Source organism: Acidimicrobiia bacterium (assembly GCA_035948415.1).
In the GTDB taxonomy this organism is placed as follows: Bacteria; Actinomycetota; Acidimicrobiia; order IMCC26256; family PALSA-555; genus PALSA-555.
The window spans coordinates 43,031-65,657 of sequence record DASZJD010000034.1 but is presented as its reverse complement, the minus strand read 5'-3'; the positions used below and the strand labels follow the sequence as shown (position 1 = coordinate 65,657).

27 protein-coding genes are annotated in these 22,627 nt (G+C 73.1%); 3 read left to right on the top strand and 24 right to left on the bottom strand.

All coding sequences use genetic code 11. The features are described from left to right. Together VG869_04960 and VG869_04955 are read right to left on the bottom strand one after the other, a co-directional pair. A partial coding sequence (locus VG869_04960; GenBank protein ID HEV3450537.1) for a twin-arginine translocase subunit TatC occupies positions 1 to 299 on the bottom strand: 299 nt, incomplete at its 3' end. A 227-nt stretch (positions 300 to 526) separates the two neighbouring features. Continuing rightward, positions 527 to 871 (bottom strand): hypothetical protein, encoded by a 345-nt coding sequence (locus VG869_04955; GenBank protein ID HEV3450536.1) that lies wholly within the window; start codon positions 869 to 871, stop codon positions 527 to 529. A 63-nt stretch (positions 872 to 934) separates the two neighbouring features. Here VG869_04955 and VG869_04950 point away from each other — a divergent pair, with 63 nt between their 5' ends. Further along, the gene (locus VG869_04950) at positions 935 to 1,645 is read left to right on the top strand and encodes a glycerophosphodiester phosphodiesterase (protein HEV3450535.1); all 711 of its coding nucleotides are present in this window, start codon (positions 935 to 937) and stop codon (positions 1,643 to 1,645) included. Here the strand turns inward: VG869_04950 and lepB are convergent. Genes lepB through VG869_04925 form a run of 5 tightly spaced genes read right to left on the bottom strand, consistent with a single transcriptional unit; the run spans position 1,642 to position 6,232 of the window. Then, positions 1,642 to 2,352: a signal peptidase I gene (gene lepB / locus VG869_04945; GenBank protein HEV3450534.1), complete on the bottom strand. Its 711-nt coding sequence runs from the start codon at positions 2,350 to 2,352 to the stop codon at positions 1,642 to 1,644. The two genes, VG869_04950 and lepB, sit on opposite strands and share 4 nt — an antisense overlap. Positions 2,353 to 2,403: 51 nt before the next feature. Further along, a complete protein-coding gene (locus VG869_04940) occupies positions 2,404 to 3,351 on the bottom strand; it encodes a WYL domain-containing protein (GenBank protein HEV3450533.1) in 948 nt (315 codons plus the stop codon). After that, positions 3,348 to 4,274 (bottom strand): WYL domain-containing transcriptional regulator, encoded by a 927-nt coding sequence (locus VG869_04935; protein HEV3450532.1) that lies wholly within the window; start codon positions 4,272 to 4,274, stop codon positions 3,348 to 3,350. The genes VG869_04940 and VG869_04935 overlap by 4 nt, the downstream gene beginning before the upstream one ends. 2 nt (positions 4,275 to 4,276) lie before the next feature. After that, positions 4,277 to 5,635: a Pup--protein ligase gene (gene pafA / locus VG869_04930; GenBank protein HEV3450531.1), complete on the bottom strand. Its 1,359-nt coding sequence runs from the start codon at positions 5,633 to 5,635 to the stop codon at positions 4,277 to 4,279. A gap of 60 nt (positions 5,636 to 5,695) precedes the next feature. Continuing rightward, on the bottom strand, positions 5,696 to 6,232 hold the full coding sequence (locus VG869_04925; protein ID HEV3450530.1) for a hypothetical protein: 537 nt from the start codon (positions 6,230 to 6,232) through the stop codon (positions 5,696 to 5,698). Between the two features lie 103 nt (positions 6,233 to 6,335). Here VG869_04925 and VG869_04920 point away from each other — a divergent pair, with 103 nt between their 5' ends. Next, positions 6,336 to 6,674, top strand: a complete 339-nt coding sequence (locus tag VG869_04920; protein ID HEV3450529.1) for a DUF2007 domain-containing protein — start codon at positions 6,336 to 6,338, stop codon at positions 6,672 to 6,674. Positions 6,675 to 6,677: 3 nt separating this feature from the next. On the opposite strand, the gene prcA is transcribed toward VG869_04920, so the two are convergent. Genes prcA through arc form a run of 5 tightly spaced genes read right to left on the bottom strand, consistent with a single transcriptional unit; the run spans position 6,678 to position 11,788 of the window. Further along, positions 6,678 to 7,364 carry a proteasome subunit alpha gene (prcA, locus tag VG869_04915; protein ID HEV3450528.1) on the bottom strand — a complete coding sequence of 229 codons (687 nt, stop codon included), beginning with the start codon at positions 7,362 to 7,364 and terminating at the stop codon, positions 6,678 to 6,680. Next, positions 7,361 to 8,176 carry a proteasome subunit beta gene (gene prcB, locus VG869_04910; protein HEV3450527.1) on the bottom strand — a complete coding sequence of 272 codons (816 nt, stop codon included), beginning with the start codon at positions 8,174 to 8,176 and terminating at the stop codon, positions 7,361 to 7,363. Before prcB ends, prcA begins: the two co-directional genes overlap by 4 nt. Before the next feature lie 39 nt (positions 8,177 to 8,215). Further along, a complete protein-coding gene (locus VG869_04905) occupies positions 8,216 to 8,410 on the bottom strand; it encodes a ubiquitin-like protein Pup (protein ID HEV3450526.1) in 195 nt (64 codons plus the stop codon). A gap of 22 nt (positions 8,411 to 8,432) precedes the next feature. Next, on the bottom strand, positions 8,433 to 9,941 hold the full coding sequence (dop, locus tag VG869_04900; protein ID HEV3450525.1) for a depupylase/deamidase Dop: 1,509 nt from the start codon (positions 9,939 to 9,941) through the stop codon (positions 8,433 to 8,435). A gap of 44 nt (positions 9,942 to 9,985) precedes the next feature. Continuing rightward, positions 9,986 to 11,788 carry a proteasome ATPase gene (gene arc / locus VG869_04895; protein ID HEV3450524.1) on the bottom strand — a complete coding sequence of 601 codons (1,803 nt, stop codon included), beginning with the start codon at positions 11,786 to 11,788 and terminating at the stop codon, positions 9,986 to 9,988. A 143-nt stretch (positions 11,789 to 11,931) separates the two neighbouring features. On the opposite strand from arc, the gene VG869_04890 reads away from it, so the two are divergent. After that, positions 11,932 to 12,168: a ferredoxin gene (locus VG869_04890; GenBank protein HEV3450523.1), complete on the top strand. Its 237-nt coding sequence runs from the start codon at positions 11,932 to 11,934 to the stop codon at positions 12,166 to 12,168. A gap of 69 nt (positions 12,169 to 12,237) precedes the next feature. Here VG869_04890 and VG869_04885 read toward each other — a convergent pair whose 3' ends face one another. From VG869_04885 to VG869_04830, 12 genes are all read right to left on the bottom strand, one after another. After that, a complete protein-coding gene (locus VG869_04885) occupies positions 12,238 to 13,410 on the bottom strand; it encodes a MarP family serine protease (protein ID HEV3450522.1) in 1,173 nt (390 codons plus the stop codon). After that, a complete protein-coding gene (locus VG869_04880) occupies positions 13,407 to 14,189 on the bottom strand; it encodes a tRNA (adenine-N1)-methyltransferase (protein ID HEV3450521.1) in 783 nt (260 codons plus the stop codon). Before VG869_04880 ends, VG869_04885 begins: the two co-directional genes overlap by 4 nt. Further along, on the bottom strand, positions 14,186 to 15,094 hold the full coding sequence (locus VG869_04875; GenBank protein ID HEV3450520.1) for a tRNA(Ile)-lysidine synthetase: 909 nt from the start codon (positions 15,092 to 15,094) through the stop codon (positions 14,186 to 14,188). The genes VG869_04880 and VG869_04875 overlap by 4 nt, the downstream gene beginning before the upstream one ends. After that, complete coding sequence (locus VG869_04870; protein HEV3450519.1) at positions 15,091 to 15,294, bottom strand: MoaD/ThiS family protein; 204 nt, start codon at positions 15,292 to 15,294, stop codon at positions 15,091 to 15,093. Before VG869_04870 ends, VG869_04875 begins: the two co-directional genes overlap by 4 nt. Before the next feature lie 38 nt (positions 15,295 to 15,332). Beyond that, positions 15,333 to 15,569 (bottom strand): hypothetical protein, encoded by a 237-nt coding sequence (locus VG869_04865; GenBank protein ID HEV3450518.1) that lies wholly within the window; start codon positions 15,567 to 15,569, stop codon positions 15,333 to 15,335. 6 nt (positions 15,570 to 15,575) lie between these two features. Continuing rightward, the gene (locus VG869_04860; GenBank protein HEV3450517.1) at positions 15,576 to 15,794 is read right to left on the bottom strand and encodes a hypothetical protein; all 219 of its coding nucleotides are present in this window, start codon (positions 15,792 to 15,794) and stop codon (positions 15,576 to 15,578) included. 12 nt (positions 15,795 to 15,806) lie between these two features. Then, positions 15,807 to 16,139 (bottom strand): hypothetical protein, encoded by a 333-nt coding sequence (locus tag VG869_04855; protein HEV3450516.1) that lies wholly within the window; start codon positions 16,137 to 16,139, stop codon positions 15,807 to 15,809. A 54-nt stretch (positions 16,140 to 16,193) separates the two neighbouring features. Beyond that, positions 16,194 to 17,255 (bottom strand): hypothetical protein, encoded by a 1,062-nt coding sequence (locus VG869_04850; protein HEV3450515.1) that lies wholly within the window; start codon positions 17,253 to 17,255, stop codon positions 16,194 to 16,196. Positions 17,256 to 17,479: 224 nt separating this feature from the next. After that, positions 17,480 to 18,898: a D-alanyl-D-alanine carboxypeptidase/D-alanyl-D-alanine-endopeptidase gene (gene dacB, locus VG869_04845; GenBank protein ID HEV3450514.1), complete on the bottom strand. Its 1,419-nt coding sequence runs from the start codon at positions 18,896 to 18,898 to the stop codon at positions 17,480 to 17,482. Next, the gene (locus VG869_04840) at positions 18,895 to 20,373 is read right to left on the bottom strand and encodes a CoA-binding protein (protein ID HEV3450513.1); all 1,479 of its coding nucleotides are present in this window, start codon (positions 20,371 to 20,373) and stop codon (positions 18,895 to 18,897) included. Before VG869_04840 ends, dacB begins: the two co-directional genes overlap by 4 nt. Further along, the gene (locus VG869_04835; GenBank protein ID HEV3450512.1) at positions 20,370 to 21,017 is read right to left on the bottom strand and encodes an acetate--CoA ligase family protein; all 648 of its coding nucleotides are present in this window, start codon (positions 21,015 to 21,017) and stop codon (positions 20,370 to 20,372) included. The genes VG869_04840 and VG869_04835 overlap by 4 nt, the downstream gene beginning before the upstream one ends. Positions 21,018 to 21,026: 9 nt before the next feature. Beyond that, positions 21,027 to 22,577 carry an AMP-binding protein gene (locus VG869_04830; protein HEV3450511.1) on the bottom strand — a complete coding sequence of 517 codons (1,551 nt, stop codon included), beginning with the start codon at positions 22,575 to 22,577 and terminating at the stop codon, positions 21,027 to 21,029. Positions 22,578 to 22,627: the final 50 nt, after the last annotated feature.

The window sequence follows — 22,627 nt, the reverse complement described above, 5'->3', positions numbered from 1 at the left end:
GTGATGAAGCGCCACAGCTCCCACAGCCAGATGGGCAGCGACCCGATGATCCCGGCGTAGGTGGCGACCTTGAGCCGGGTCACGAACGCGTCGACGGGGCCGGTGAAGATGAAGTGCTGCTGGCGGCCGTGGGTGACGTCTGTGTAGTAGTGGAGGAAGAACCGGATGATGTCGGGCGCGAACCAGTAGGCCAGCGACGCCGCGAACACGAACCCGACCAGCGACACGATGACCCGGCGGCGCAGCTCAGCGAGGTGCTCGACAACCGTCATCCGGCCGTCGGGGTTCTGCGGGGACACCTGCTACGCCGAGGCCTCGAGACCGTCAGTCGGCGGGATCGGGGCGGGGCTCACCGTGGTGAGGAGCGGGGCCGGCCCGGCGTCCCGGCGTCGCCTCGGCCTGCACGGCGTGACGACGAGCACGCACAGGCTCTCGGCCGGGCCGAGCGACACGAAACGCTCCTTTCGGGCGGGGCCGGCGCGATCGTACCGCCGCCCTCCCGCAGCGCCCCCGTCGGGGCGGACCGTCAGCCCGAGTCGGCGGTGTCGGTGAGCGCCGCCAGGCGGGCGCTCCACTCGTCGTCGCGCAGCAGCACGTGGAAGTCGAGGAGGTCGTCGACGGTGAGCGCGGGGCCGTCACGGCGCTCGGAGAGCTCCTCGGGCCAGCGCCACTCGACCTGGCGACACCCCGCCATGACGAGCAGCTCGCACACCGAGGGGGTCGCGACGTGGTTGACGGCGGCGCCGCAGTCCCGGCACCGGAAGCAGTAGGCGCCCGATCCGTCGTCGGCGCAGACCCGCACCGTGAGGTCGCCGGTTCCCAGCCGAACCACCCCGCAGCCCGGGCAGTCGGCCTTGATCACGACTGCCATGGACCGTGCATCGGCACCCCCCGGAGGGCACTTGAGGCCGGCGTTGGGCCAGGATTCGGCCCCGTGCCGCCGATCACCTTCGCCCACCGGGGCGCCCGCTTCCTCCACCCCGAGAACACGATCCCGGCCTTCCGCGCCGGCCTCGACGAGGGCGCGGCAGGGCTGGAGACCGACGCCTGGCTGAGCGCCGACGGGCAGGTCGTCCTGACCCACGACGCCGGGGTGCGCGGCCCGCTGTTCGGCCTCTGGAAGCTGCGGGTGGAGGAGTCGACGGCGGCCCGGCTCGCCCGTCACGGCGTCCCGCGGCTCGTCGACCTCTACGACGAGCTCGGCTGCGACTACGAGCTCTCGGTGGACCTCAAGGACGCCCAGGTCGTCGAGCCGATCATCGACGTCGTGCGACGGGCGGGCGTGCCGGCGCGCACGTGGCTGTGCTCACCGCGCTTCGACGAGCTGCGCGACCTCCGGGAGCGGGCCCCCGACGTGCGGCTCGTGCACTCGACGGTCCGCCGGAAGCTGCCGGCGTCGATGGAGCGGCACGCCGCCGATGTGGCCGACGCCGGTCTCGACGCCATGAACCTGCACCACACCGAGTGGAACAAGGGGCTGGTGTCGCTGTTCCACCGCTTCGACGTCCGCGTCTTCGCGTGGGACGTCCAGGAGGTGCGGCACCTGCGGGCGATGCTGGAGGACGGGGTGGACGCCGTGTACTCCGACCACGTCGAGCGCATGGTGGCGGTCGTGGCCGAGTGGGCGAACCCGACGCCCGACTAGAGGAACGAGAAGCTGCCGAGCGGCCAGATGCGCACGAAGACCCGCCCGACGATCGAGGACTCCCGGATCGGGCCGAACACCCGGCCGTCCTTCGACTCCGTCCGGTTGTCACCGAGCACGAGGACCTGCCCGGGGGGGACGACACACCCCGCGCTCCCGTCGGCCGGGCGCCCGCAGCCCGGCGGCACGTCCCGGATGTCCGTCGGGGTGCCCTTCACGAGGTAAGGCTCGGAGAGCCGCCGCCCGTTCACGTAGACGCTGCCGTCCGGGCGGCCGGTGACGGTCTCGCCGGGGAGCCCGATGACGCGCTTGACGAGGTCCTGGATGTTGCCGCTCTGTGCGCTCGGCGGCGCCTTGAACACCACCACGTCGCCGCGGTGCACGTCGTGGAAGTCGTAGCTCAGCTTGTTGACGAGCACCCGGTCGCCCACCTTCAGCGTGGGCTCCATCGACGCCGACGGGATGTAGAACGCCTGGAACAGGAAGGTCTTGATGAGGAACGCGATGAGCAGGGCGGCGGCGATGAGCACGACCCACTCGAGGATGAGCCGTTTCGTCCGGTCCCGCCGCGAGGTCCGCCGACGTCCGGACCCGTCGTCGGTGACCGGGGTCGGCGCCGTGTCGGCGACCGCTCCGTGCGGGGCGAGGTAGGTGGCGTCGTGGAGGGTCGGCGAGTCGGCCTCGGGGCCCGGCGGCACTGACGTCACGAGGACGGCTCCACGCGCCCATCCTCCCACGTGCGATGCGGCGCCACGCGATCAGCCCCGCTCGTACCGGGCGAGGATCCGCCGGGCCGCGGCGGCGCGCGCGGCCGCGGCGTCGGGTGGTCCGACGACGGTCGCCGCCGGCCCGAGCTGCAGGAGCAGCCGCTCGAGGAACGCGGGCCCGCTGACGGCCAGCACGACGTCCCATCCCCCGCCGCGTCGCGGCCGGGCGTCCTCGGTCGGCAGGCTCTCGACTACCCACGCCGCGGCCGGATCGAGGCGCAGCGTGACGCGGGGGTCCGACGGCTCGGGTCGGTAGACGAGGTCGGTGCGCGCCTCGTCGTCACCGTCGGCGTGCGTCTCGGCGCGGGCCCCGGTCGGACGGACGGCACGGACCCGGTCGACCCGGAACAGGCGGTCGGCGTGCGCCCGGTGGCAGTAGGCGGCGAGGTACCAGGCGCCGAGGGCGTGGAAGACGCGGATCGGGTCGACGACCCGGGTCGTCATCTCGTCACGCGCGAACGAGTAGTAGTCGAGCTCGAGCTGCTCCCCCGCCTCGGCGGCCCGCGTCAGCCGCTCGAGGTGGTCGCCGGTGCCGACATCGATCGCCAGCGCCCCCTGGGCGCCGAGCGCCCGCTCGAGCTTGTCGAGGGCGGTCGCCAGCGGGCCGGCCGGGTCCGAGCCGGGCACCGCCAGCAGCGACCGTCCCGCGGCGAGGAGGGCGACGCCCTCGGACGGGGTGAGGCGCAGCGGGCGCTCGAAGTACTCGGCCAGGCGGATCTCGACCGTGCCGTCCTCGCCCACCCAGACGTCGATGAGCCGATCGGCCGTGTACGGCGGCAGGCCGCACATCGGCAGGAGCTCGAGGTCGGCCTCGACCTCGGCCTCGGGGGCGTCGAAGCGCAGGGCCAGCTCGCGGATCGTGGTGCCCGGGTGGGTGAGGATCCACGGCACCATCGCCAGCAGCCGGCGGAGGCGAGCGGCGGCGGGCGGCGGCGTCATCCGGCGGCGGCGCGCAGCCAGTCGACCACGTCCGCGCGCAGCTCGGGCGGCTCGAGGACCTCGGCGTGCTCGAGGAGCCCGAGGACGAAGGACCGGAACGCGTCCCGGTTCACGACCGCCAGCTCGACGACGACGCTGCCGTCGTCACCCCGCTCGACGACCGCGGGCTCTCCGAGCGTGTCGACGACCCAGGCCGCCCGCGACGCGTCGACGCGCACCCGGGCCCGGACGGGCTCGTCGTCCCCGTAGGTCAGCGGGTCGGCCCGCAGCGCGGCGGCGAGGTCGAAGTCGGGGGGCGGCTCGACCTCGCGCTCGGGCCCCGCTCGCGCCGGTCCGTCGAGCCGGTCCACGCGGAAGGACCGGAGCGCGTCCTTGTCGCGGTCGCGCCCGACGACGTACCAGTGGCCGAACCGGTGCACGACGCCGTACGGATCGAGCGACCGGGCCTCGCCCCGGTACTCGAACGTCACGCTGCGTCGCCTCGCGACCGCGTCGAAGAGCTCGGCGAGGCCGCTCGTCACCTCGAGCGCCGCCAGCACCGGTGCCGGCGCGCCCTCCACGCCACCGAGCTTCTGGAGCCCCTCGTCGGCGTCCCCGCCCTCGAGGCGAACCGCGGTGACGGCCACGTGCAGCGCGGCCTGCTCCGGCGCGGTGAGCCCAGGGTCGGCGAGGTAGTAGTCCTCGGGGCGGATCCGGTAGCCGAGCTCGTTCGTCAGCGCGTCGACCGGCACGGTCAGGACCGGGACCCCGAGGTTGCGGAGCGTCTCCTTGTCGCGCTCGAAGGCGCGACGGCGCGCCACCTTCTCCGCCGGGTACGACGGCTCGAGGCGATCGGACAGCTCCTCGAGGGTGAGCGGACGGCGCGTGTCGAGCAGCGTGGCGGTCAGGTTCACCAGCCGCTCGAGGCGCCCGGTCGAGCTCACCGCTAGAGAGACGCGATGAGTCGCTCGACGCGCTCGTCACGCGCCTTGAACGGGTCCTTGCACAGGACGGTGCGCTGGGCCTGGTCGTTCAGCTTCAGGTGCACCCAGTCCACGGTGTAGTCGCGCTTGCGCTCCTTCGCCCGCTTGATGAACGAGCCGCGCAAGCGGGCCCGCGTGGTCTGGGGCGGGTTCGCCACCGCGTCGTCGATGTCGGCGTCGGTCGCGGTCCGGTCGACCTGCCCCCGCCGCTCCAGCAGGTAGTAGAGCGAGCGGGCGCGCGTCACGTCGTGGTAGGCGAGGTCCACCAGCGCCACCTGCGGGTGCGTGAGCGGCAGGTCGTGCCGGTCGCGGTACGCCTCCAGCAGGTGGTACTTGATCACCCAGTCGATCTCGCTCCGGAGCTTCAGCGGGTCGTTCTCGAGGTGGGTCATGACGTGCTCCCACATGTCGAGCGCCTGCTGCTCGAGAGGGCCCAGGCCTCGCTTCTTGGCGAACCGCAGGGCCCGGTTCAGGTACTCGGCCTGGACCTCGACCGCCGAGAGCTCGCGACCGTTCGCGAGCCGCACCCGTCGGCGACAGGTCATGTCGTGGCTGATCTCGCGGATCGCCCGGATCGGGTTCTCGAGCGTCAGGTCACGCCACGGACTCGGGTCCTCCTCCAGCATGCGCAGCATGATCGACGAGGTCCCGACCTTCAGGAACGTCGTGTACTCGCTCATGTTCGAATCGCCCACGATGACGTGGAGCCGCCGGAACCGCTCCGCGTCGGCGTGCGGCTCGTCGCGGGTGTTGATGATCGGCCGGGACCGGGTCGTGGCGCTCGAGACCCCCTCCCAGATGTGCTCGGCCCGCTGGCTGATGCAGTACATGGCCCCGCGCGCGGTCTGCAGCACCTTGCCGGCACCGGCGTAGACCTGGCGGGTCACGAGGAACGGGATCAGGACGTCCGTGAACTTCGTGAAGTCGCCCTCCCGCTCGACCAGGTAGTTCTCGTGGCACCCGTACGAGTTCCCCGCCGAGTCGGTGTTGTTCTTGAAGAGGAAGACCTCGCCCCGGATCCCCTCCTCGCGGAGCCGCTGCTCGGCGCTCCGCACCAGCCCCTCGAGGATGCGCTCCCCCGCCTTGTCGTGCACGACGAGGTCGGCGATCGAGTCGCACTCGGGGGTGGCGTACTCGGGGTGGCTGCCGACGTCGAGGTAGAGCCGGGCGCCGTTCTCGAGGAACACGTTGCTGGAGCGGCCCCAGGAGACCACCCGGCGGAACAGGTACCGAGCGACCTCGTCCGGGCTCAGACGCCGCTGCCCGCGCAGGGTGCACGTGACCCCGTACTCGTTCTCGAGCCCGAAGATGCGGCGCTCCACCCCCCGAGCGTACCGGCCTCGACCCGGGCGCCTCGGGCTCCGTCCCCCTCGACGGGCCGGTCAGGCCGGGACGACGTGGACGACGTCCTTGCAGGACCTCTCCTTCTGGAAGGCGCTGATCAGGTTGCGGTCCTTCACCTGGCTGAACGGGTCCGTGATCTTGGACCCGAGGGTCTGGATCGCGACCTGGAACTGCACCACCGCGGCCGCCCCGCCGAACTGCAGCTGCTGCAGCGCCGCGGTCACGGCGCCGTCGATCTCGGTGGCGTTCGCGGTGAGCAGCACGCCGACCCGCTTGCCGTGCGCGACGTCGGGGTAGGCGCCCTGCAGCGTCGCCTCGCCGGCCTTGACCGTCGCCAGGAGGGCGTTGGTCTTGGCCGCGGCTTGGAGCTCGTAGGCGCCGTTCTGGCTCGGGTCGAGCGTGCCGATCCCGTCGGCGTACTGGCGGAAGGCGCTCTCCAGCTGCGAGTACGTCCCGCACACGGTCTTGGCGTACTTCGCCGGCGACTGCTTCCTCGGCGTGGCGCCGGCGGCGGCGGCGCCGACCACGGCCGCGGCGGCGAGCACGGCGAGGGCTCCCGCGACGGTGCGACGCATCCGCCACCCGTTCTAGACCACCCGGCCCGAGGCCCCGCGGCAGCCGTGATCACACCGCCGGATCGGCGGGCCGGCCGTCGTAGGCTGCCGGGACGTGATCCCGATGGCTCGGCTCACGTCGATCAGCGGGTCCTTCGGGGCCCACCTCGTGGCGGCCCGCCTCCAGTCCGAGGGCATCGACGTCCAGCTGCGGGGCGCGCTCGGCGGTCCGTACGGGTTCAACATCGGCGAGATGGCCCGGGTGGACGTGTTCGTCCCCGCCGATCAGCTCGACGACGCCGAGCTCGTCATGCTCGCCACCGAGGTCGACGCCGCCCTGGCCGCCCCGCGCGAGTGGGCCGGTCCGGACGCGACCCGATCCCGCCGGTGGATCGCGTGGGTGGCGCTGGCCCTCCTCCTGGTGGCGGGGCTGACGCCGCTGCTGCGGATGCTCGCGGGCTAGGGCTCAGGCGGCGGCGAGGAGACCCTCGAGCTCGCTGCCCTTGACCCGGTGGAAGGCGCGGCGGGGGCGACGGCGGTCGAGGAGCGCCACCTCGAGCTGGCTCGCGGCGAGCGGCGTCCCGTCGCTGCCGGCCAGGACCGACGCGCCGAGCCGGACCGCGCCCGCGAGGTCGAGGTCGGGCTGGTAGCGCTCCTCCATCACCCCGCTGACCGCGTCGGCCTGCCCGCCGAGGACGGTGAAGCCCTCCTTGTCCATGACGACGCCGTCGTAGAGGATGTGGAACATCTCGTCGTCGTCGGGCGTGGCGCCCACCTGCGCGACGAGGATCTCGACCTCGTAGGGCTTCATCTCGTGCGTGAAGACCTGACCGAGCGTCTGCGCGTACGCGTTCGCGAGGGAGCGGGCGTTCACGTCCTCGCGGGCGAACGAGTAGCCCTTGATGTCAGCCTGCCGGACGCCGGCGATCCGCAGCATCTCGAACTCGTTGTACTTGCCGACCCCGGCGAACGCGATGTGGTCGTAGATCTCGCTGATCTTGTAGAGCGTGCGAGAGGGGTTCTCGGCGACGATCACGATCCCCTCGCTGGCGCTCATCGCGATGAGGCTGCGGCCACGGGCGATGCCCTTGCGCGCGTAGTCGGCGCGGTCCTTCATCACCTGCTCGGGCGGCACGTAGAAGGGCATGGTCATAGGCCGCCCCCCTCCTCGCGCCCGCCGATCAGCGCGTCCGAGCGCTGAGCGATCGCGTCGTCGTCGATGGCCTGGAACCCGGTGGGGTCGATCACGGCGACGGTGGGGAAGATCCGTCGGATGAGGTCGGGGCCGCCGGTGGCGGCGTCCTCGTCGGCCGCCGCGAACAGCGCCCGGAGGGCGAGGTCGATCGCCTCGTCCCGTCCCAGGTCGACCCGCCACGTGGCCTTGATCCAGTTGCGGGCGTGCACGCCGCCGGAGCCGTTGGCCGTGAAGTCCGACTCCTCGTACTTGCCGCCGGTCACGTCGAAGCTGAACACCCGCCCCCGGTGGCGCCGCTCGTCGAACCCGGCGAAGAGCGGCACCACGACGAGCCCCTGCAGGGCGGCCGGCAGGTTGCTGCGCACGAGCTGGCCGAGCTGGTTCGCCTTCCCCTCGAGCGAGAGCGGCTCGCCCTCGATCTTCTCGTAGTGCTCGAGCTGGGTCTGGAACAGCCGGACCAGCTCCACCGACGGGCCGGCGACGCCGGCGATGGCGACGCCGGAGGTGTCGTCGGCCGGGAACACCTTCTCGATGCGGCGGCTGGCGATCGCCAGGCCGGAGGTGGCGCGGCGGTCGCCGGCCATCACCACCCCCTCGCCGTAGCGGATGGCGAGGACCGTGGTGCCGTGCGGGGCGATCAGGCCCGGGGTCCCGTCGCCGCCCGCGGGCAGGGGGTCGGCGCCCGTTCCCGTCCGGCGCAGCAGGTCGACGAACGAGGGCCCCGGGTCGCCGCCGGCGGGAAAGTTCGGGAGGGGCGACTCACCGGGCACCGAGCGAGCCTACACGGGGTCAAGAAGCGGACAAACCGCCTATTGACCACCTTTCTGGACGTACGACTTCACGAAGTCCTCGGCGTTCGACTCGAGCACCTCGTCGATCTCGTCCAGGAGGTCGTCGAGCTCGTCCTTCAGCTTCTCGCCGCGCTCGGACGTCGCGGGGAGCTCCTCGGTCTCCTCCACGCGCTCCTTCGGCGCTGGGCGTTGTCGGCGTTGCTGTTCGGCCATCGAGGTTCCTCCGGGCGTCAGACTACGACGCCAGCCGGGCGACGAGCTCGGCCGGAGTATCGACGCTCTCGAACAGCGGCTTGACGTGCGCTCGGGTGCCCCGGAGCGGCTCCATCATCGGGATGCGCTTGAGCGGGTCGCCGCCCACGTCGAGGATGAGGCTGTCCCAGTTGGCGGCGACCACCGCCTCGGGCCAGCGGGCGAGGCACATGCCCCGAAAGTAGGCCCGGGTCGAGCCGGGCGGCTCGGTGATGGCCTGGAGCACGTCGGCCTCGTCGACGAGCCGCTCGACGTTGCCGGCGCGCACGAGCCGCTCGTAGAGGGAGCGGTCGGGGCGCACGTCGTGGTACTGCAGGTCGAGGAGGGCGAGCTTCGGGTCGCTCCAGGACAGGGAGTCCCGAGCCACGTAGGCGTCGAGGAGGGTCCGCTTCGTGACCCAGTCCAGCTGCCCGTCGAGGGACGCCGGGTCCCGCTCCAGCCCGCCGAGGACCGCCTCCCACCGGGTGAGGACCTGGCCGCCGACGTCCTCGCCGCCGCACAGCTCGAGCCCGGTCTCGTCGGCGTACTTCTGGGCCAGCCGGAGGAACTCCCACTGGAGCTCGACCGCGGTCATGCGGCTGCCGTCGGCGAGCTCGACGGTGGCGCGACAGGTCGGGTCGTGCGAGACGGTGCGCATCGCGGGGACCGGCCCGGCGAGCGACCACTCCTTGCGGGTGCCCGCCATCCCGAGGTCGAGGAACTCGTCCTCGATCATGCCGAGGACGACGGCGGTCGTGCCCACCTTCAGGAACGTCGCCACCTCGCAGAGGTTGGCGTCACCGGCGATCACGTGCAGCCGCCGGTACTGCTGCGGGTCGGCGTGCGGCTCGTCGCGGGTGTTGACGATCGGGCGCTTCAGCGTGGTCTCGAGCCCCACCTCCTCCTCGAAGAAGTCAGCCCGCTGGCTCAGCTGGTAGTCGACGGGCGCGGCGCCGTTCTCGGAGCCCACCTTGCCGGCCCCGGTGAAGACCTGCCGGGTGACGAACCACGGGAGCAGGTATCGCACGAGGCTCGAGAACGGGACCGCCCGGTCGACGAGGTAGTTCTCGTGGCACCCGTACGAGTTGCCCTTGCCGTCGGAGTTGTTCTTGTAGACCACGATCGACTGCCCGGGCTCGAGGAGCCGACCGGCGGCCTGCATCGAGCGGGCCAGCACTCGCTCGCCCGCCTTGTCGGCCAGCACCAGCTCGAGCGCGTCGGCGCACTCCGGCGTCGAGTACTCGGGGTGGGCGTGGTCGACGTAGTACCGGGCGCCGTTCGTCAGGACCGTGTTGACGAGGTGGGTCTCGATCTCGGGAGCCTGGGTGCCCTCCCGCGCGTAGCCGCGGGCGTCACGGCCGGGGCTCTCGTCCTCGAAGTCCCAGCCGACCTTGCGCTGCTCGACGTAGCTGTTGATGAGCACCGACGACGCCAGCACCGGGTTCGGGTCGGGGGCGCCGCGCAGCACCACGCCGTACTCGGTCTCCGTGCCGCAGACTTTGGGGACGGCCACGAACTCCAGCCTACCGACGGCGCGCTCGGGTCCTCGGCCCTCGGTTAGAGGTACTGGCCGGTCGTGACCCGCTCGATCTGGCGTCCGCCGGTGGCCTCGTCGCCCTCGGCGAGGAGGGTGCGGACGAACACGATCCGCTCGCCCTTCTTGCCCGAGATCTTCGCCCAGTCGTCGGGGTTCGTCGTGTTCGGCAGGTCCTCGTGCTCGCGGAACTCCTGTCGGATCGACGCGATGAGATCGTCGGTGCCGATGCCCTTCGGCCCCCCCTCGATCTGCCGCTTGATCGACAGCTTCTTGGCGCGGCGCACGATGTTCTCGATCATGGCGCCCGAGGCGAAGTCCCGGAAGTAGAGGATCTCCTTGTCCCCGTTCTGGTAGGTGACCTCGAGGAACTGGTTGTCGTCCTCGTCGCTGTACATGTGGGTGACGGCGGCGCCGATCATCTGCTCGACCGCCTCGGCCGGGGTCCCGTGGGCGCTGGCCTCGGCCTCGGCGAGCGGCAGCGCCACGGTCAGGTAGCGGGAGAAGATCTGCTTGGCGCTGGCCTGGTCCGGGCGCTCGATCTTGATCTTCACGTCGAGGCGACCGGGCCGGAGGATGGCGGGGTCGATGAGATCCTCGCGGTTCGACGCGCCGATGACGATCACGTTCTTCAGGCTCTCGACGCCGTCGATCTCGGCCAGCAGCTGCGGCACGATCGTGCTCTCGATGTCCGACGAGATCCCCGTGCCCCGGGTCCGGAACAGCGAGTCCATCTCGTCGAAGAAGACGATGACGGGGACGCCCTCCTCGGACTTCTCGCGGGCGCGCTGGAAGATGAGCCGGATCTGGCGCTCGGTCTCGCCCACGTACTTGTTGAGCAGCTCCGGGCCCTTGATGTTCAGGAAGTACGAGCGGGCCGACGCGTTCTGGGTCTTCTCGGCGACGCGCTTGGCCAGCGAGTTCGCGACGGCCTTGGCGATCAGCGTCTTGCCGCACCCGGGGGGCCCGTACAGGAGGATCCCCTTCGGCGGCTGCAGCTGGTGCTCCTGGAACAGCTCCGCGTAGAGGTACGGCAGCTCGACCGCGTCGCGGATCTGCTCGATCTGGTTGTCGAGGCCGCCGACGTCCTGGTAGCTGACGTCGGGCACCTCCTCGAGGACGAGCTCCTCGACCTCGGGGCGGGGCAGCCGCTCCACCACCAGGCCCGAGCGGGTGTCGTACAGGAGGTGGTCGCCGACCCGGATCGGCTGGCCCACGAGCGCGCCGGCGAGCTCGCACACCCGCTCCTCGTCGGCTCGCCCGACGACGAGGACCCTTCGCTCGTCTTCGAGCATCTCCTTCAGGACGACCACCTCACCCGACACCTCGAGGCCGCGGGCGAGCACCACGTTCAGTGACTCGTTGAGGGCGACCTCCTGGCCGCGCTCGAGGGCCTCCACGTCGACCTCGGGGTGGACCGAGACCCGCATCTTGCGCCCGGCGGTGAAGATGTCGACGGTGCCGTCGTCGTTCGAGCCGAGGAACGCGCCGTAGGCCGACGGCGGCATCGTGAGCTTCTCGACCTCCTCGCGCAGCGCCGCGATGTGCTCACGCGCCTCACGGAGCGTCGCGGAGAGGCGCTCGTTCTGGGAGACGGCCTGGGCCAGCTGCCCCTTCGTCTCGAGGAGGCGCTCCTCGAGGGTCCGGACCCGCTTCGGGGCGTCCTGGAGGCGGCGGCGGAGGATCACGACCTCCTCCTCCAGCGCCTTGACCTGCGACTGGAGCTCTCCGACCTGACGCTCGTACTCGGCGAGGCGTCGCTCGTGCTCCGGGGCCACGTGCCACCTCCTCCCGGTACTCGAACCGTCCGGGTCTCGGCCGGACACTACACGCCGGATTCCAGCGCATCGGGGCATGCGAACGCCCGCAAATTTACCCCGCCTGCGCTTGAGAAATGACGGCCGGATCGGCTACGCTCAGGTCCTGAAGGGCCCGCCGCGGCCCTGTCCCCAGCCAGGAGTAGGTGGCGATGAAGGTCTGGATCGACCAGGACCTCTGCACGGGCGACGGTCTCTGCGAGGAGATCGCCCCCGACGTCTTCACGCTGCTCGACGACGGGCTCGCGTACGTCAAGGAGAGCGGCAAGGTCTTCAGCGACCCCGGTGGCGCCGAGGGGCTGGCCGGCGTCCCCGGCGGCCTCGAGGAGGCCGTGATCGAGGCGGCCGAGGAGTGCCCCGGCGAGTGCATCTTCATCGAGGTCGACTGACCCACCGCGGGCCCGCCTGACGGGCCCGTCCGCCGCTCCGGCCCGGGCCCCCGCCCGGGCCGCTTCGCGTCAGCCCTGCAGGCACGAGCCCGTGCCAACCGGCGCGCTGGCGCCCGAGGCCACGACCGGCAGCAGCACCGCGTTCATCTCGTCGACCGCCAGCGCGTAGGACGTGGACGCGGCCCCGGGGTCGACCGCGAACGCGATCCCGATCACCCGACCTCGGTCGTCGACGACCGGGCCGCCCGAGTTGCCCGGCATCAGCCGCGCCGCCAGGACGAGCACGTCGCGGCGGGTCGGCGCCGAGTGGTAGATGTCGCTGCCCTCGGCGACGATCCGCTGGGCGACGCGCGCCGGCGCCTCCTGCAGCGGGCCGCCCCCCGGGTAGCCGAACACTCCGCCGTGCTCGTCGACCTGGGCGTCGGCGACCGCCAGGGGGCTCTCCCCGCGAGCGACGCGCAGCACCGCCACGTCCCGCGCCGGGTCGAACGCGACGACGGTGGCGTCGAGCTGGCCTCGTCGCGGCACGAGCACCGTCGTCGAGCGCTCCCCCGCCACCACGTGCGCGTTCGTGACCACGACCCCGTTGCCGACGACGACGCCGCTGCCCTGCTGGATGACGTCGCAGGCGCGGCCCTGCACCTTCACGACTGACGCCTCGACCCGGGCCGCGACGAGCGCTGGGACCCCCCCGGCGGGGGGTGTCCCCACGTCGGGGCTGGTGAGCCGCCGGAACACCTCGGGGAACGAGCCCGCTCCGACCAGGCGGCCGAGGGTGGCGAGCGCCGACGGCGGCGTGGGGGCGACGCGGTCGATCTCGCGGACGATCGCCGAGCCCCGGACGGCCCGGGCGGGCCATCCCGGCGCGTTCGCCAGGCCGGGAATCAGGAGCCACATGGCGACGAGGACGCCGAAGACGCCGGCGGCGGCGCCGGCGACCCGGTCGGCCAACCGGATGCCGCCGAACGCCGGGATGTGCCGCCGCACGACCGACCCGACGGCGATGCCGAGGCTCTGGCCGGCGACGGCGACGAACAGCAGGAAGGCGAGCGAGGCGAGCAGCCGGGTCCGCGGGGTCGACCCCTGCAGCGACCGGGCGACGTCGTCGACGAACTCGACGCCGAGGACCAGGCCGCCGGCCAGCCCGGCCCACGACAGCGCCCGGGCCGCGAACCCGAACCGGTAGCCGCTGTAGGCGGCGGCGGCGATCGCGACGACCAGGAGCAGGTCGAGGAGGTTCACCCCGTCGAGCCCAGCAGGCGGGCGTGGGTCAGGAAGCCGGTGTGACCGACCATGCGGTGGTCCGGACGCACCGACTGGCCGTCCACGTGCCAGCCCCGCTGGATGACCTCCAGGGTCTGGGCCATGCCGAAGGCGGACCCGGCCAGCTCCTCGCGCAGGCGCGCCACCTGCCCGATCGTGGGCAGGTACGCGACGACGATCCCGCCGGGCCTCAGTGCGACCTCGGCGTGCTTCACGACGCGCCACGGCTCGGGCAGGTCGAGGACGATGCGGTCGAGCTGCTCCTCGTCCACGCCCTCGTACACGTCCCGAACCTCGACGCGCAGGGGCAGGTCGGCGCCGAGCAGCCGCTCGACGTTGCTGCGGGCCCGGGTCGCGAAGTCCTCGCGCAGCTCGTAGCCGGTGACGTGCCCGGTCGGGCCGACCGCTCGGAGCAGCGTCAGGGTGAGCGCGCCGGACCCGACACCCGACTCGAGGACGCGCGCGCCGGGGAAGACGTCGGCGAGCATGAGGATCGGGCCGAGGTCCTTCGGGTAGATGACCTGGGCGCCTCGGGGCATCTCCAGCACGTACTCGGCGAGGGTCGGGCGCACGGCGACGATGCGAGCCCCGAGCGTCGTGCGCACGGTCGTCCCCTCGTCCCGGCCGAGCAGGTCGTCGTGGCGGACGATGCCGGCGTGGGAGTGGAACTCGCCCCCCGGCTCGAGGGTGACGAGGTGACGCCGCCGCTTCGAGTCGACGAGGAGCACGAGGTCGCCACGCGCGAACCGGCCGCTCACGACGGTCGACTGGCGCGGGCGCGGAGCCGACAGAAGGCGCACACCGCGCCCGTGGTCGGCGCGCCGCACTCGGCGCAGCGCCCGAGCGGCGCGTCGTCGGCGACGGCGGCGTCGGCGAACCGAGGGTGGCCCCGCTCGACGAAGCCCTGGAAGAACGCGGCCTTCGTGCCGGGCGAGCGTCCCTCGAGCGCGTTCAGCACCTCCTTGTAGTGCAGGTGGCGGTTGCCGGCCGCCATCGGGCACTCCTCGACCTGGTAGTCGATGCGTCGGAGCACGCAGTAGGCCGCCATCTCGCGCTCCCCGAGCCGCACCAGGGGCTTCACCTTGCGCACGAACCCGGGCCCGGCCGGCAGCACCGGCTGCTGCCGGGCGAGGTACTCGGTCTCCCAGCGGAGGACGTTCCCGAGGAGCACCGCGGCCTCGTCGTCGAGGTTGTGCCCGGTCGCGACGACGTCGTAGCCGCGCTCGAGCGCGAACGCGTTGAACAGGTGTCGCTTCGACAGCCCGCAGGCGCTGCAGGGGACGCGATGGGTGGCGGCGGCGGCGTCGGGGACCGTGAAGCCCCAGTCGGCGTCGAGGTCGACCTCGTGGAGGGTCAGGCCGTGGTCCCCGGCGTACTCGCGGGCGTAGCGCCCGGAGTCCTCGGAGTAGTCGCCGATCCCGAGCCCGAGGTACAGGCCGTCGGCGGCGACGCCGAGCCCGCCGAGGAGGTCCCAGAGCCCGAGCGAGTCCTTGCCCCCCGAGACGGCGACGAGGACCCGGTCACCGGCGTCGAGCATGTCGTGGTCGGCGACGGCGCGCTGCACCTGCTGGCGGCAGTGCACGAGGAAGTGGTCGCGGCAGAACGCGGCGTTGTGCCGACGGACGTCGATGACGGCCGGGCCACGACAGACGCGGCACTTCACCGGGTTGCCCCGCCAGAGATGACGGGGCGGATCTCGACCGTCGTGGCGTCCTCGAGGCGGGCGTCGCGGGCGACGAGCTCGTCGCCGGCGATGACGAGCACGGCCTCCGGGCTCAGCTCGAGGCGCTGGAGGAGCGCGGCGACCGTGATCGGCCCGTCGACGTCGAGCTCGCGCCGCGGGTTGCGGAGCAGGACCTTCATCGGGGCGTCCAGGGTACCGGTGGGGAGCGTCCGCGCCGTCAGCGCGCGGCCGGCTCCACGACCCGGACCTCGAGGGCGTCGCCCGAGTGCAGCTCGATCGCCGCGTGCGCTCCCGGCTCGGCGAGGACACGACGCAACACCCCGACGGCGCCGAGGCTGACGCCGACGACGAGCCAGCCCCGCGACCCCCGGACGCCACGGCGCAACGCGGCGGCCGCGGCGCGAGCAAGAAAGAGGTCGCGGCGGGCGCGGGCGTATCGCCCGAGGAGACCCATGGCGCGTCAGATCCGCCGGATCTCGATGATCGAGCGGCGCTTCCTCCCGCGATGTCGACCGAGCAGGTAGGCGACGACGATGAGCAGGAGCGCGGCGGCGATGCCGCCAGCCACGCCGGCGCCGCGGGCGGCCTCGGCGCCGGCCTCGGTGCTCCGCTGCAGCTGCCGGAGCTTGGCTTCGATGTCGTCGCGGGTGATCGGGCGAGCGGCTTCGGTCTTGGACATTCGCGGGCCTCCTCAGGCTCGGGCGCGGCGGGCTCGGCGCGCTCGCCAGGTGACGGCGCCACCGACACACAGCGCGACGAACACGATGCCGTAGGGCGCCCACGACCAGTCGCCGCTGAACGTGCTGCCGGTCTCGGCTTGCAGCAGCCGCAACGAGCCGACGCCGAGGAGGATGACCCCGGTGCCGAGCAGGAACGCACCGGCCAGCCCGAACAGGACGTACCGGCCGAGGCTCTGCAGCGGGACGACGGTCTCTTGCCGGAAGTACGCGACGACGAGGTCGCGCAGCTCGAGCACGAGCTGCGGCAGCGGGACGTCCGCGGCGGGGGCGTCAGGGTCGGCCATCGCGGCGGAGTCTACGGTGGGAGCGCCGCCGCGCCCCGGGCCGCGTGCGCGGCCTCAGCGCATGTTGCCGGTGTGACCCAGCGAGTAGCGCCCGGGCTGGGGCCAGACCGCCACGCCGTGGGGCTCACGGCCCACCGGGATGGTCCGCTCGGCTCCGGTCTTGGTGTCGAAGACGTAGACGACGTCGTCGAACCGACCGCTCACGAAGAGCTGGCGACCGTCGGGCGTGACGTTGCCCATGTCCGGGCTTCCCCCGCCGGGGATGGGCCACGTGGCGACGACCTGGTTCGTCGCGAAGTCGAGCACGCTCACCGAGCCGGGCCCGTGGCCCGGCCCCACCCCCTGGGTCTGGGACCCGCGGTTGGCGACGTAGAGCTTCGTGCCGTCGCGGCTGACGACGAGGCCGTGGGCGCCGATGGTGGTGGGGATGAAGCCGGTCACCGCGAACCGGTTGCCGTCGACGGTGTACAGGCCGCCCCGTTGGAGGTCAGCGACGTAGAACGTGGCGCCGCTCGGCGACACGCGCACGTCCTGGGGCACCGCGTCCGCCGCGACCCGCAGGTAGCCGAGGACGGCGTGGCGACGCCAGTCGACCTTCACGAGGCCGCGCTCGAACTCGCACGACAGGATCAGGTACGACCCGTCGATCGAGAAGTCGCCGTGGTTCGGGCCGGCGCAGCCCGGGAGGGGAAGCGTCGCCTGGAAGGCGAACGTGTGCGGGTCGAGGAAGTCGAGGCGCTTCCGCTGCTCGGCGACGACGATCACGGAGCGACCGTCGGGCGTGAAGTACAGGTTGTACGGGTTGTCGACCGCGATCGGGTCGCCCGGCTTGCCGGTCCGCGGGTCGATCGGGACCACGGTGCCGGCCGAGCCGGGGACGTCCTCGTTGGCGATCCAGAGGGTCTTGAGGTCGTAGGACGGCACCACGTGCTGGGGGTCGATGCCGCCGGACGGGTAGCGGTCGACGACCTGCAGGGTCTTGGGATCGATGACGTAGACGTCGTTCGACTTCAGGTTCGGGACGTAGACGCGGAACCGGGCGCCCTTCGTCGCCGGGCTCAGCCGGCCGACGCCGATCTCGCTGTACAGGTTGCGGGCGTCGACGACGGACGGCATACCGGGTACGACGCGCACCGACGGCGTCGAGGCTGTGGTCCCGGAGCCACCGCAGGCGGCGAGCAGGAGGAGCGCGCTCGCGAGGCCGGTCGCCGCGGCCCGGCTCGTGCGCCCGCGATGCGTGACGGCGCGCGCCGCTCGCGGAGCGCGCGCGGGCGCGCCGAGTCGACCCGGGGTTCGCACCAAGGCCGCGGAGCCTACGGAGCCGCCCCGGCCCGCGGGCCTCACCCCGTCCGCGGGGTGACCGCCGCGGGGGCGGGCACCAGGGCATCCCCCGAGATGTCGGGGAAGGTGGCGAGCGTGACGGCGAAGCGCTCGCGAGCGTCCATGGCCTGGGCCAGGGTCAGGTTGCCGTTCAGCAGCAGCGCGAAGCGCAGCGGTCGCCCGACGTCGAGCACGCCCGCGAGGCCGCCCACCCCGCTCAGCGTCCCCGTCTTGGCGCGGAGCTTCCCGGCGAGCGGCGTGCCCTGGAGGCGGCCGGCGAGGGTGCCCTGCTCGCCGGCCACCGGCAGCGCGTCGAGGATGGTGCGGAACGCCGGCTGCGCCGCGAGGTCGAGGACGCCGGCGAGCGTGCGGCAGCTGACCCGGTCGCCGCGGTCGAGGCCGGACCCGTCGACGAGGCTGAGACCGGACGTCGGGACGCCGAGGCCCTGGAGCGTGCTGGTGATGGCGCGCACGCCGGCGCTCGTCGTTCCCTGTCCGCCGACCCGGACACCGAGCTCCTTCACGAGCAGCTCCCCGGTCAGGTTGTTGCTGGCGCGGAGGTCGGAGGTGAGGATGTCGCGAAGCGGCGGCGAGCTCACCGACGCCACGGTGGCGGGCGCCGCGGGCGGGGGTTGATGGGCGCTCGCGGGGCCGACCTGCACGCCGCGGGCTTGGAGGAGCTGGGTGAGCGTCTGCGCGGCCGCCAGGGCCGGGTCGTCGACGGGCACGAGCCGGCTGCCGCCGACCAGCTTGTAGCCGCCGTTGACGGTCAGCGCGCCGAGCGGCCCGATATCGGGATCGGTGCGGTAGCTCGGGGGCCAGCTCGGGAGGTACCGCTGCGCGTCGTAGCGCGCGTCGTCACCGACGACGCCCCCGGGGATGCTGCGGACGCCCTGGTTCACGATGGCGTCGGCGAGCGGCTCGAGCCGCGTCGTGACCGCGACGTTGTGGGTGGTGGGCTGGCTCTGGAGGTAGGCGGCGAAGTCGCCGGTGGCGAGCACCGAATCGCCGGCGCCGACCATCCACACCTGCGGCTCGGTGCCGCCGGCCGGCGGGGCGGCCGCGACGACCTTGGTCTCGTACCGGAAGTCGGGGCCGAGGACGTGCAGCGCCGCGGTCGCGGTGAGGAGCTTCTCGGTGCTGGCCGGGATGAGGGCGCTGTCGGGCGCGTGCGCCACGAGCGGCTGCCGCCCCTCCGCGACCACGAAGCAACTGGCGGCCACGCCACCGACGTCGCCGTCGAGCGCGCGCTGGAGATGCTGGGCCGCGGCGGCGTCCCCGACGAGCGTGGGCACCCGCCGGGCCGACCAGAGCGGGGTGCCGAGGGAGCCGTTCGGCGCGCCGCCGCTGGCGCGGCTCGCGGGGACCGCCAGCCCGAGGCAAACGAGCCCGGCAACGCCGAGCCCGGCCGCGACCGCGCGCCACGCCGTGGGGCTCACCGGGCCCGGGCCTGCAGCTGGAGGGCGCGCCGCCAGAGGTGACCGAGGGCCCGCACGGCCCGCTGCGAGGACGGGTAGCAGAGCCGGCCGGTGGCCCGAACGGTGCGGGGACCGGGGTTCGTCGGGTCGGCGACCGTGAGCTCGGTCGCGGTCAGCACCGGCTTCCCGGTGGCGTCGGAGGCCTCGGCCGCCGCGCGCGCGAAGCGCTCGTCCTGACGCTCGTGGTAGGCGACGATCCGCTCGACGTCGGGCTCGTCTCGGAACCGGCCCTCACGGAAGAGCCGGGCCTGGTTCGACTGGATGCCGACGCCGAGGTAGATGACCGCGTCGACGTCGGGGTGACGAACGACGAGGTCCAGCACCTCGGGCACGGTATCCCGCGTCTCGCCGCCGGCGAGGTCGATCGGGTTGTTCCGGCTCCACCGGGGCGGCAGCCGCTCGTCGATGGCGCGCCGCAGGTCGTCGGGCAGCGCGACGAGCTCGAGGTCGGACCGGGCGATGGCGTCGGCGGTGACGACCCCCCAGCCGCCGGCGGTCGTGACCACGGCCACCCGGGGGCCGCGCGGCAGCGGCTGGGTCGCGAACGTCGCTGCGGCTTCCCACGCGTCCTCCACCGTCGCCGCGCGCGTCACGCCGGCCTGCCGGCACATGCCGTCGAAGACGCGGTCGTCGCTGGCGAGGGCACCGGTGTGCGAGGCCGCGGCGCGCTCGCCGCCGGGCGTGGTGCCGCCCTTCAACACGACCAGGGGCTTGGCGGCGGCCACCGCTCGGAGACGCTCGAAGAGCGCCCGGCCGTCGCCGACGCCCTCCACGTAGGCGAGCGCGACCCGGGTGTGCTCGTCGGCGGCGTAGTACTCGAGGAAGTCGGGCACGGTGAGCGCGGCGGCGTTGCCCGCGGACACGGCCCGGCTGACGCCGACGCCGGTGGCGCGCGCGAGGTTCTGGAACGACGACACGAAGTTGCCGGACTGGCTCACGATCGCCACGCCGCCCGCGGGCGGGTAGGGCGCGACGATCTGCGCGCAGAGGCGCGACGGCGTCGACACCAGCCCTTGCCCGTTCGGGCCCGCCAGCAGCAGCCCGAGCTCGTCGGCGAGGGCGACGAGCTCGCGCTCGGCGCGCCGCCCCGGCTCCCCCGCCTCCCCGTACCCGGCTGACGTGACGAAGGCGGCCCCGACGCCCCGGCGGGCGCAGGCCCTCAGCACCTCGGCGTTCGCCGCCGCCGGGGTGCACACGAACACGAGGTCGACGATGGCGTCGGCCGGCAGGTCGTCGGCGGAGCGGAGCATCCTGAGCCCGAGCACCTCGCCGCCCTCACGGTTGGTCCCGAAGACGGCGCCGTCGTAGCCCTGGGTGAGGATGTTGTGCAGCGCCACGAACCCGAACTTGCCGGGGTGCGAGGAGACGCCGGCGACGAGCACGCCCCGGGGGTCGAAGAGCGCGCCGAACCGCCGGGGGTCGATGCGGGCGGTCACGTCCGGAGCTCGACGAGGGCGTCGACCGCGACCGGGCGCCCGTCGACGACGACGAGGGGGTTCACGTCGACCGCCGCGACGTCGGGGCGGGTCGTCACCAGCTCCGAGAGGGCGAGGAGGATGGCGACGAGGCGCTCGCGGTCCACGGCCGGCTCGCCGCGGAAGGGGCCGAGGATCGCGGCGGCCCGGAGGTCGTCGAGCATCTCGTGGCCGTCGCGTGCCTCGATGGGGGCGAGCCGCACGGCCACGTCGTCGAGGGCTTCCGCGAGGACGCCACCGACGCCGACGAGCACGCACGGGCCGAACTGCGGGTCCTGGTACGCGCCGGCCAGCAGCTCGCGGCTCCCCGCCACCATCGGCGCCACCACGAGCCGGACCGCGCCGTCGTCCGGGCCGGCGGCGGCGAGGAGCTCGGCGGCGGCGGCCTCGACGTCGGCGGGGCACCGAAGGCCCAGCCGGAGCAGGCCGCGCTCGCTCTTGTGCGCGAGGCCCGCGCCGGTCAGCTTCACGACGACGGGGAAGCCGACGCGAGTGGCGGCGGCGGCGGCCTCGTCGGGGCGGTCGACGACGGCCTCCTCGACGACGGGCACGCCGCGCTCGCGCAGCAGCGCCAGCGACTCGTGCTCGGCCAGGGTTCGCCCCATCGGGCGAGCTCAGACGGCGCGGTCGCGGCCGCGCCAGTGCTCGTCGCGGAGCACCCGCTTCAGGAGCTTGCCGGCCTCGGTCCGAGGCAGCTCGTCGCGCAGGTCATAGTCACGCGGCTGCTTGTAGCGGGCGAGGCGCTCGGCGGCGAAGCCGCGCAGCTCGTCGACGTCGATGCTGGCGCCCGGCTTCGGCTGCACGACGGCGTGGACCCGCTCCCCCCACTCGTCGTCGGGCACGCCGAAGACGGCGACGTCGAGGATGTCCGGGTGCTCGTAGAGCGCGGCCTCGATCTCGGCCGGGTAGATGTTGACGCCGCCGGAGATGATCATGTCCTTCTTGCGGTCGCAGATGTAGACGTAGCCCTCCTCGTCCAGGTAGGCGACGTCCCCGACCGACTGCCACTCGCCCTCGTCGAGGGCGCTGAGCCGCTCCTCGGTGCGGTGGTAGCCGTCCATGCCGATGGTGGTTCGGATGAACAGCTCCCCCGGTTGGCCCGGGGGCGCGTCGGAGCCGTCGTCGGCGACGATCCGCAGCTCGATGCTGTCGTACGGCCGGCCACACGACCCCGGCTTCCGGAGCTGCTCGTCGGGGTGCAGCACGGTCGCGACCCCGAGCTCGGTCGAGCCGTACACCTCGTAGAGAAAGCCCTCGCCCAGCTTCTCGATGACCTCCTGCTTCAGCGCGAACGGCACCGGCGCGGCGTCAGCCACGAGGCTCCGCATCGACGACAGGTCGGCGCGGGCCAGCTCCCCGGGCGGCAGGCTCACGATTCGCTTCAGCTGGGTCGGCGCCGAGAAGGTGTTCGTGACCCGGTGCTCGCGCACGAGTCGCAGCCACGCCGACGGGTCGAACTTCCGGAGCACCACCACGGGACAGCCCAGCGTGTGGTTCAGCGTGGCCCACGCCAGCGGGCCGGAGTGGTAGAGCGGGCCCGTCGTCACGTGGACCTCGGCCCCCGGGTGCAGGTTGAGCTCGGCGAGCAGGGCCAGCACCGTGGCCGGGTCGGTCGTCGTGCGGAGCGCCCCCTTCGGGCGGCCGGTCGTCCCCGACGTGTAGATCATCGACGCGCCCGCGGATTCCGGGACCTCGATACGAGGCTCCGCGTCAGGCTGCCCGGAGACGACCTCGTCCCAGGCGTGGAAGCCGGGCGGCACCTCGCCGCCGAAGACGATGAAGGCGCGCACCTTCGGCAGGCGCTGGCTGACCTCCGCGAGCAGCGGGGCCTGCTCGGCGTCGACGACGACGATCGTGGCGTCGGAGTTGTCGATGACGTACGCCATCTCCTCGGCGTTGAACCGGTAGGAGAGCGGCACCGCGGTGAGGGACGCCTTGCGCGCGGCGTGAATGGTGACGAGGACCTCGAGGGAGTTCGGCCCGCACCAGACGAGCCGGTCGCGGGGCCGGGCCCCGACGGCCGCGAAGCCGTGCGCGGCCTGGTTCACGAGTCGGTTCAGCGCCGCGAACGTCGTCGCCGACGGTCGGGCGCCACCGGCGACGTCGACGATGACCGCCGGCGTGTCGGCTCGCGCGACCGCGTGCGCCGCCAGGATGTCGGGCACCGCGCTCCTCCGATTCGTGACGCGACGCCCCGCGTGGGCGTTGGAGAGCG

Excerpts from the sequence above, each read along its gene's own strand:
- VG869_04955 (HEV3450536.1), bottom strand. The coding sequence starts at position 871 with ATGGCAGTCGTGATCAAGGCCGACTGCCCGGGCTGCGGGGTGGTTCGG.
- VG869_04940 (HEV3450533.1), bottom strand. The coding sequence starts at position 3,351 with ATGACGCCGCCGCCCGCCGCCGCTCGCCTCCGCCGGCTGCTGGCGATG.
- VG869_04925 (HEV3450530.1), bottom strand. The coding sequence starts at position 6,232 with ATGCGTCGCACCGTCGCGGGAGCCCTCGCCGTGCTCGCCGCCGCGGCC.
- VG869_04920 (HEV3450529.1), top strand. The coding sequence starts at position 6,336 with ATGGCTCGGCTCACGTCGATCAGCGGGTCCTTCGGGGCCCACCTCGTG.
- prcA (HEV3450528.1), bottom strand. The coding sequence starts at position 7,364 with ATGACCATGCCCTTCTACGTGCCGCCCGAGCAGGTGATGAAGGACCGC.
- VG869_04905 (HEV3450526.1), bottom strand. The coding sequence starts at position 8,410 with ATGGCCGAACAGCAACGCCGACAACGCCCAGCGCCGAAGGAGCGCGTG.
- VG869_04890 (HEV3450523.1), top strand. The coding sequence starts at position 11,932 with ATGAAGGTCTGGATCGACCAGGACCTCTGCACGGGCGACGGTCTCTGC.
- VG869_04870 (HEV3450519.1), bottom strand. The coding sequence starts at position 15,294 with ATGAAGGTCCTGCTCCGCAACCCGCGGCGCGAGCTCGACGTCGACGGG.
- VG869_04865 (HEV3450518.1), bottom strand. The coding sequence starts at position 15,569 with ATGGGTCTCCTCGGGCGATACGCCCGCGCCCGCCGCGACCTCTTTCTT.
- VG869_04860 (HEV3450517.1), bottom strand. The coding sequence starts at position 15,794 with ATGTCCAAGACCGAAGCCGCTCGCCCGATCACCCGCGACGACATCGAA.
- VG869_04855 (HEV3450516.1), bottom strand. The coding sequence starts at position 16,139 with ATGGCCGACCCTGACGCCCCCGCCGCGGACGTCCCGCTGCCGCAGCTC.
- VG869_04850 (HEV3450515.1), bottom strand. The coding sequence starts at position 17,255 with ATGCCGTCCGTCGTCGACGCCCGCAACCTGTACAGCGAGATCGGCGTC.
- VG869_04835 (HEV3450512.1), bottom strand. The coding sequence starts at position 21,017 with ATGGGGCGAACCCTGGCCGAGCACGAGTCGCTGGCGCTGCTGCGCGAG.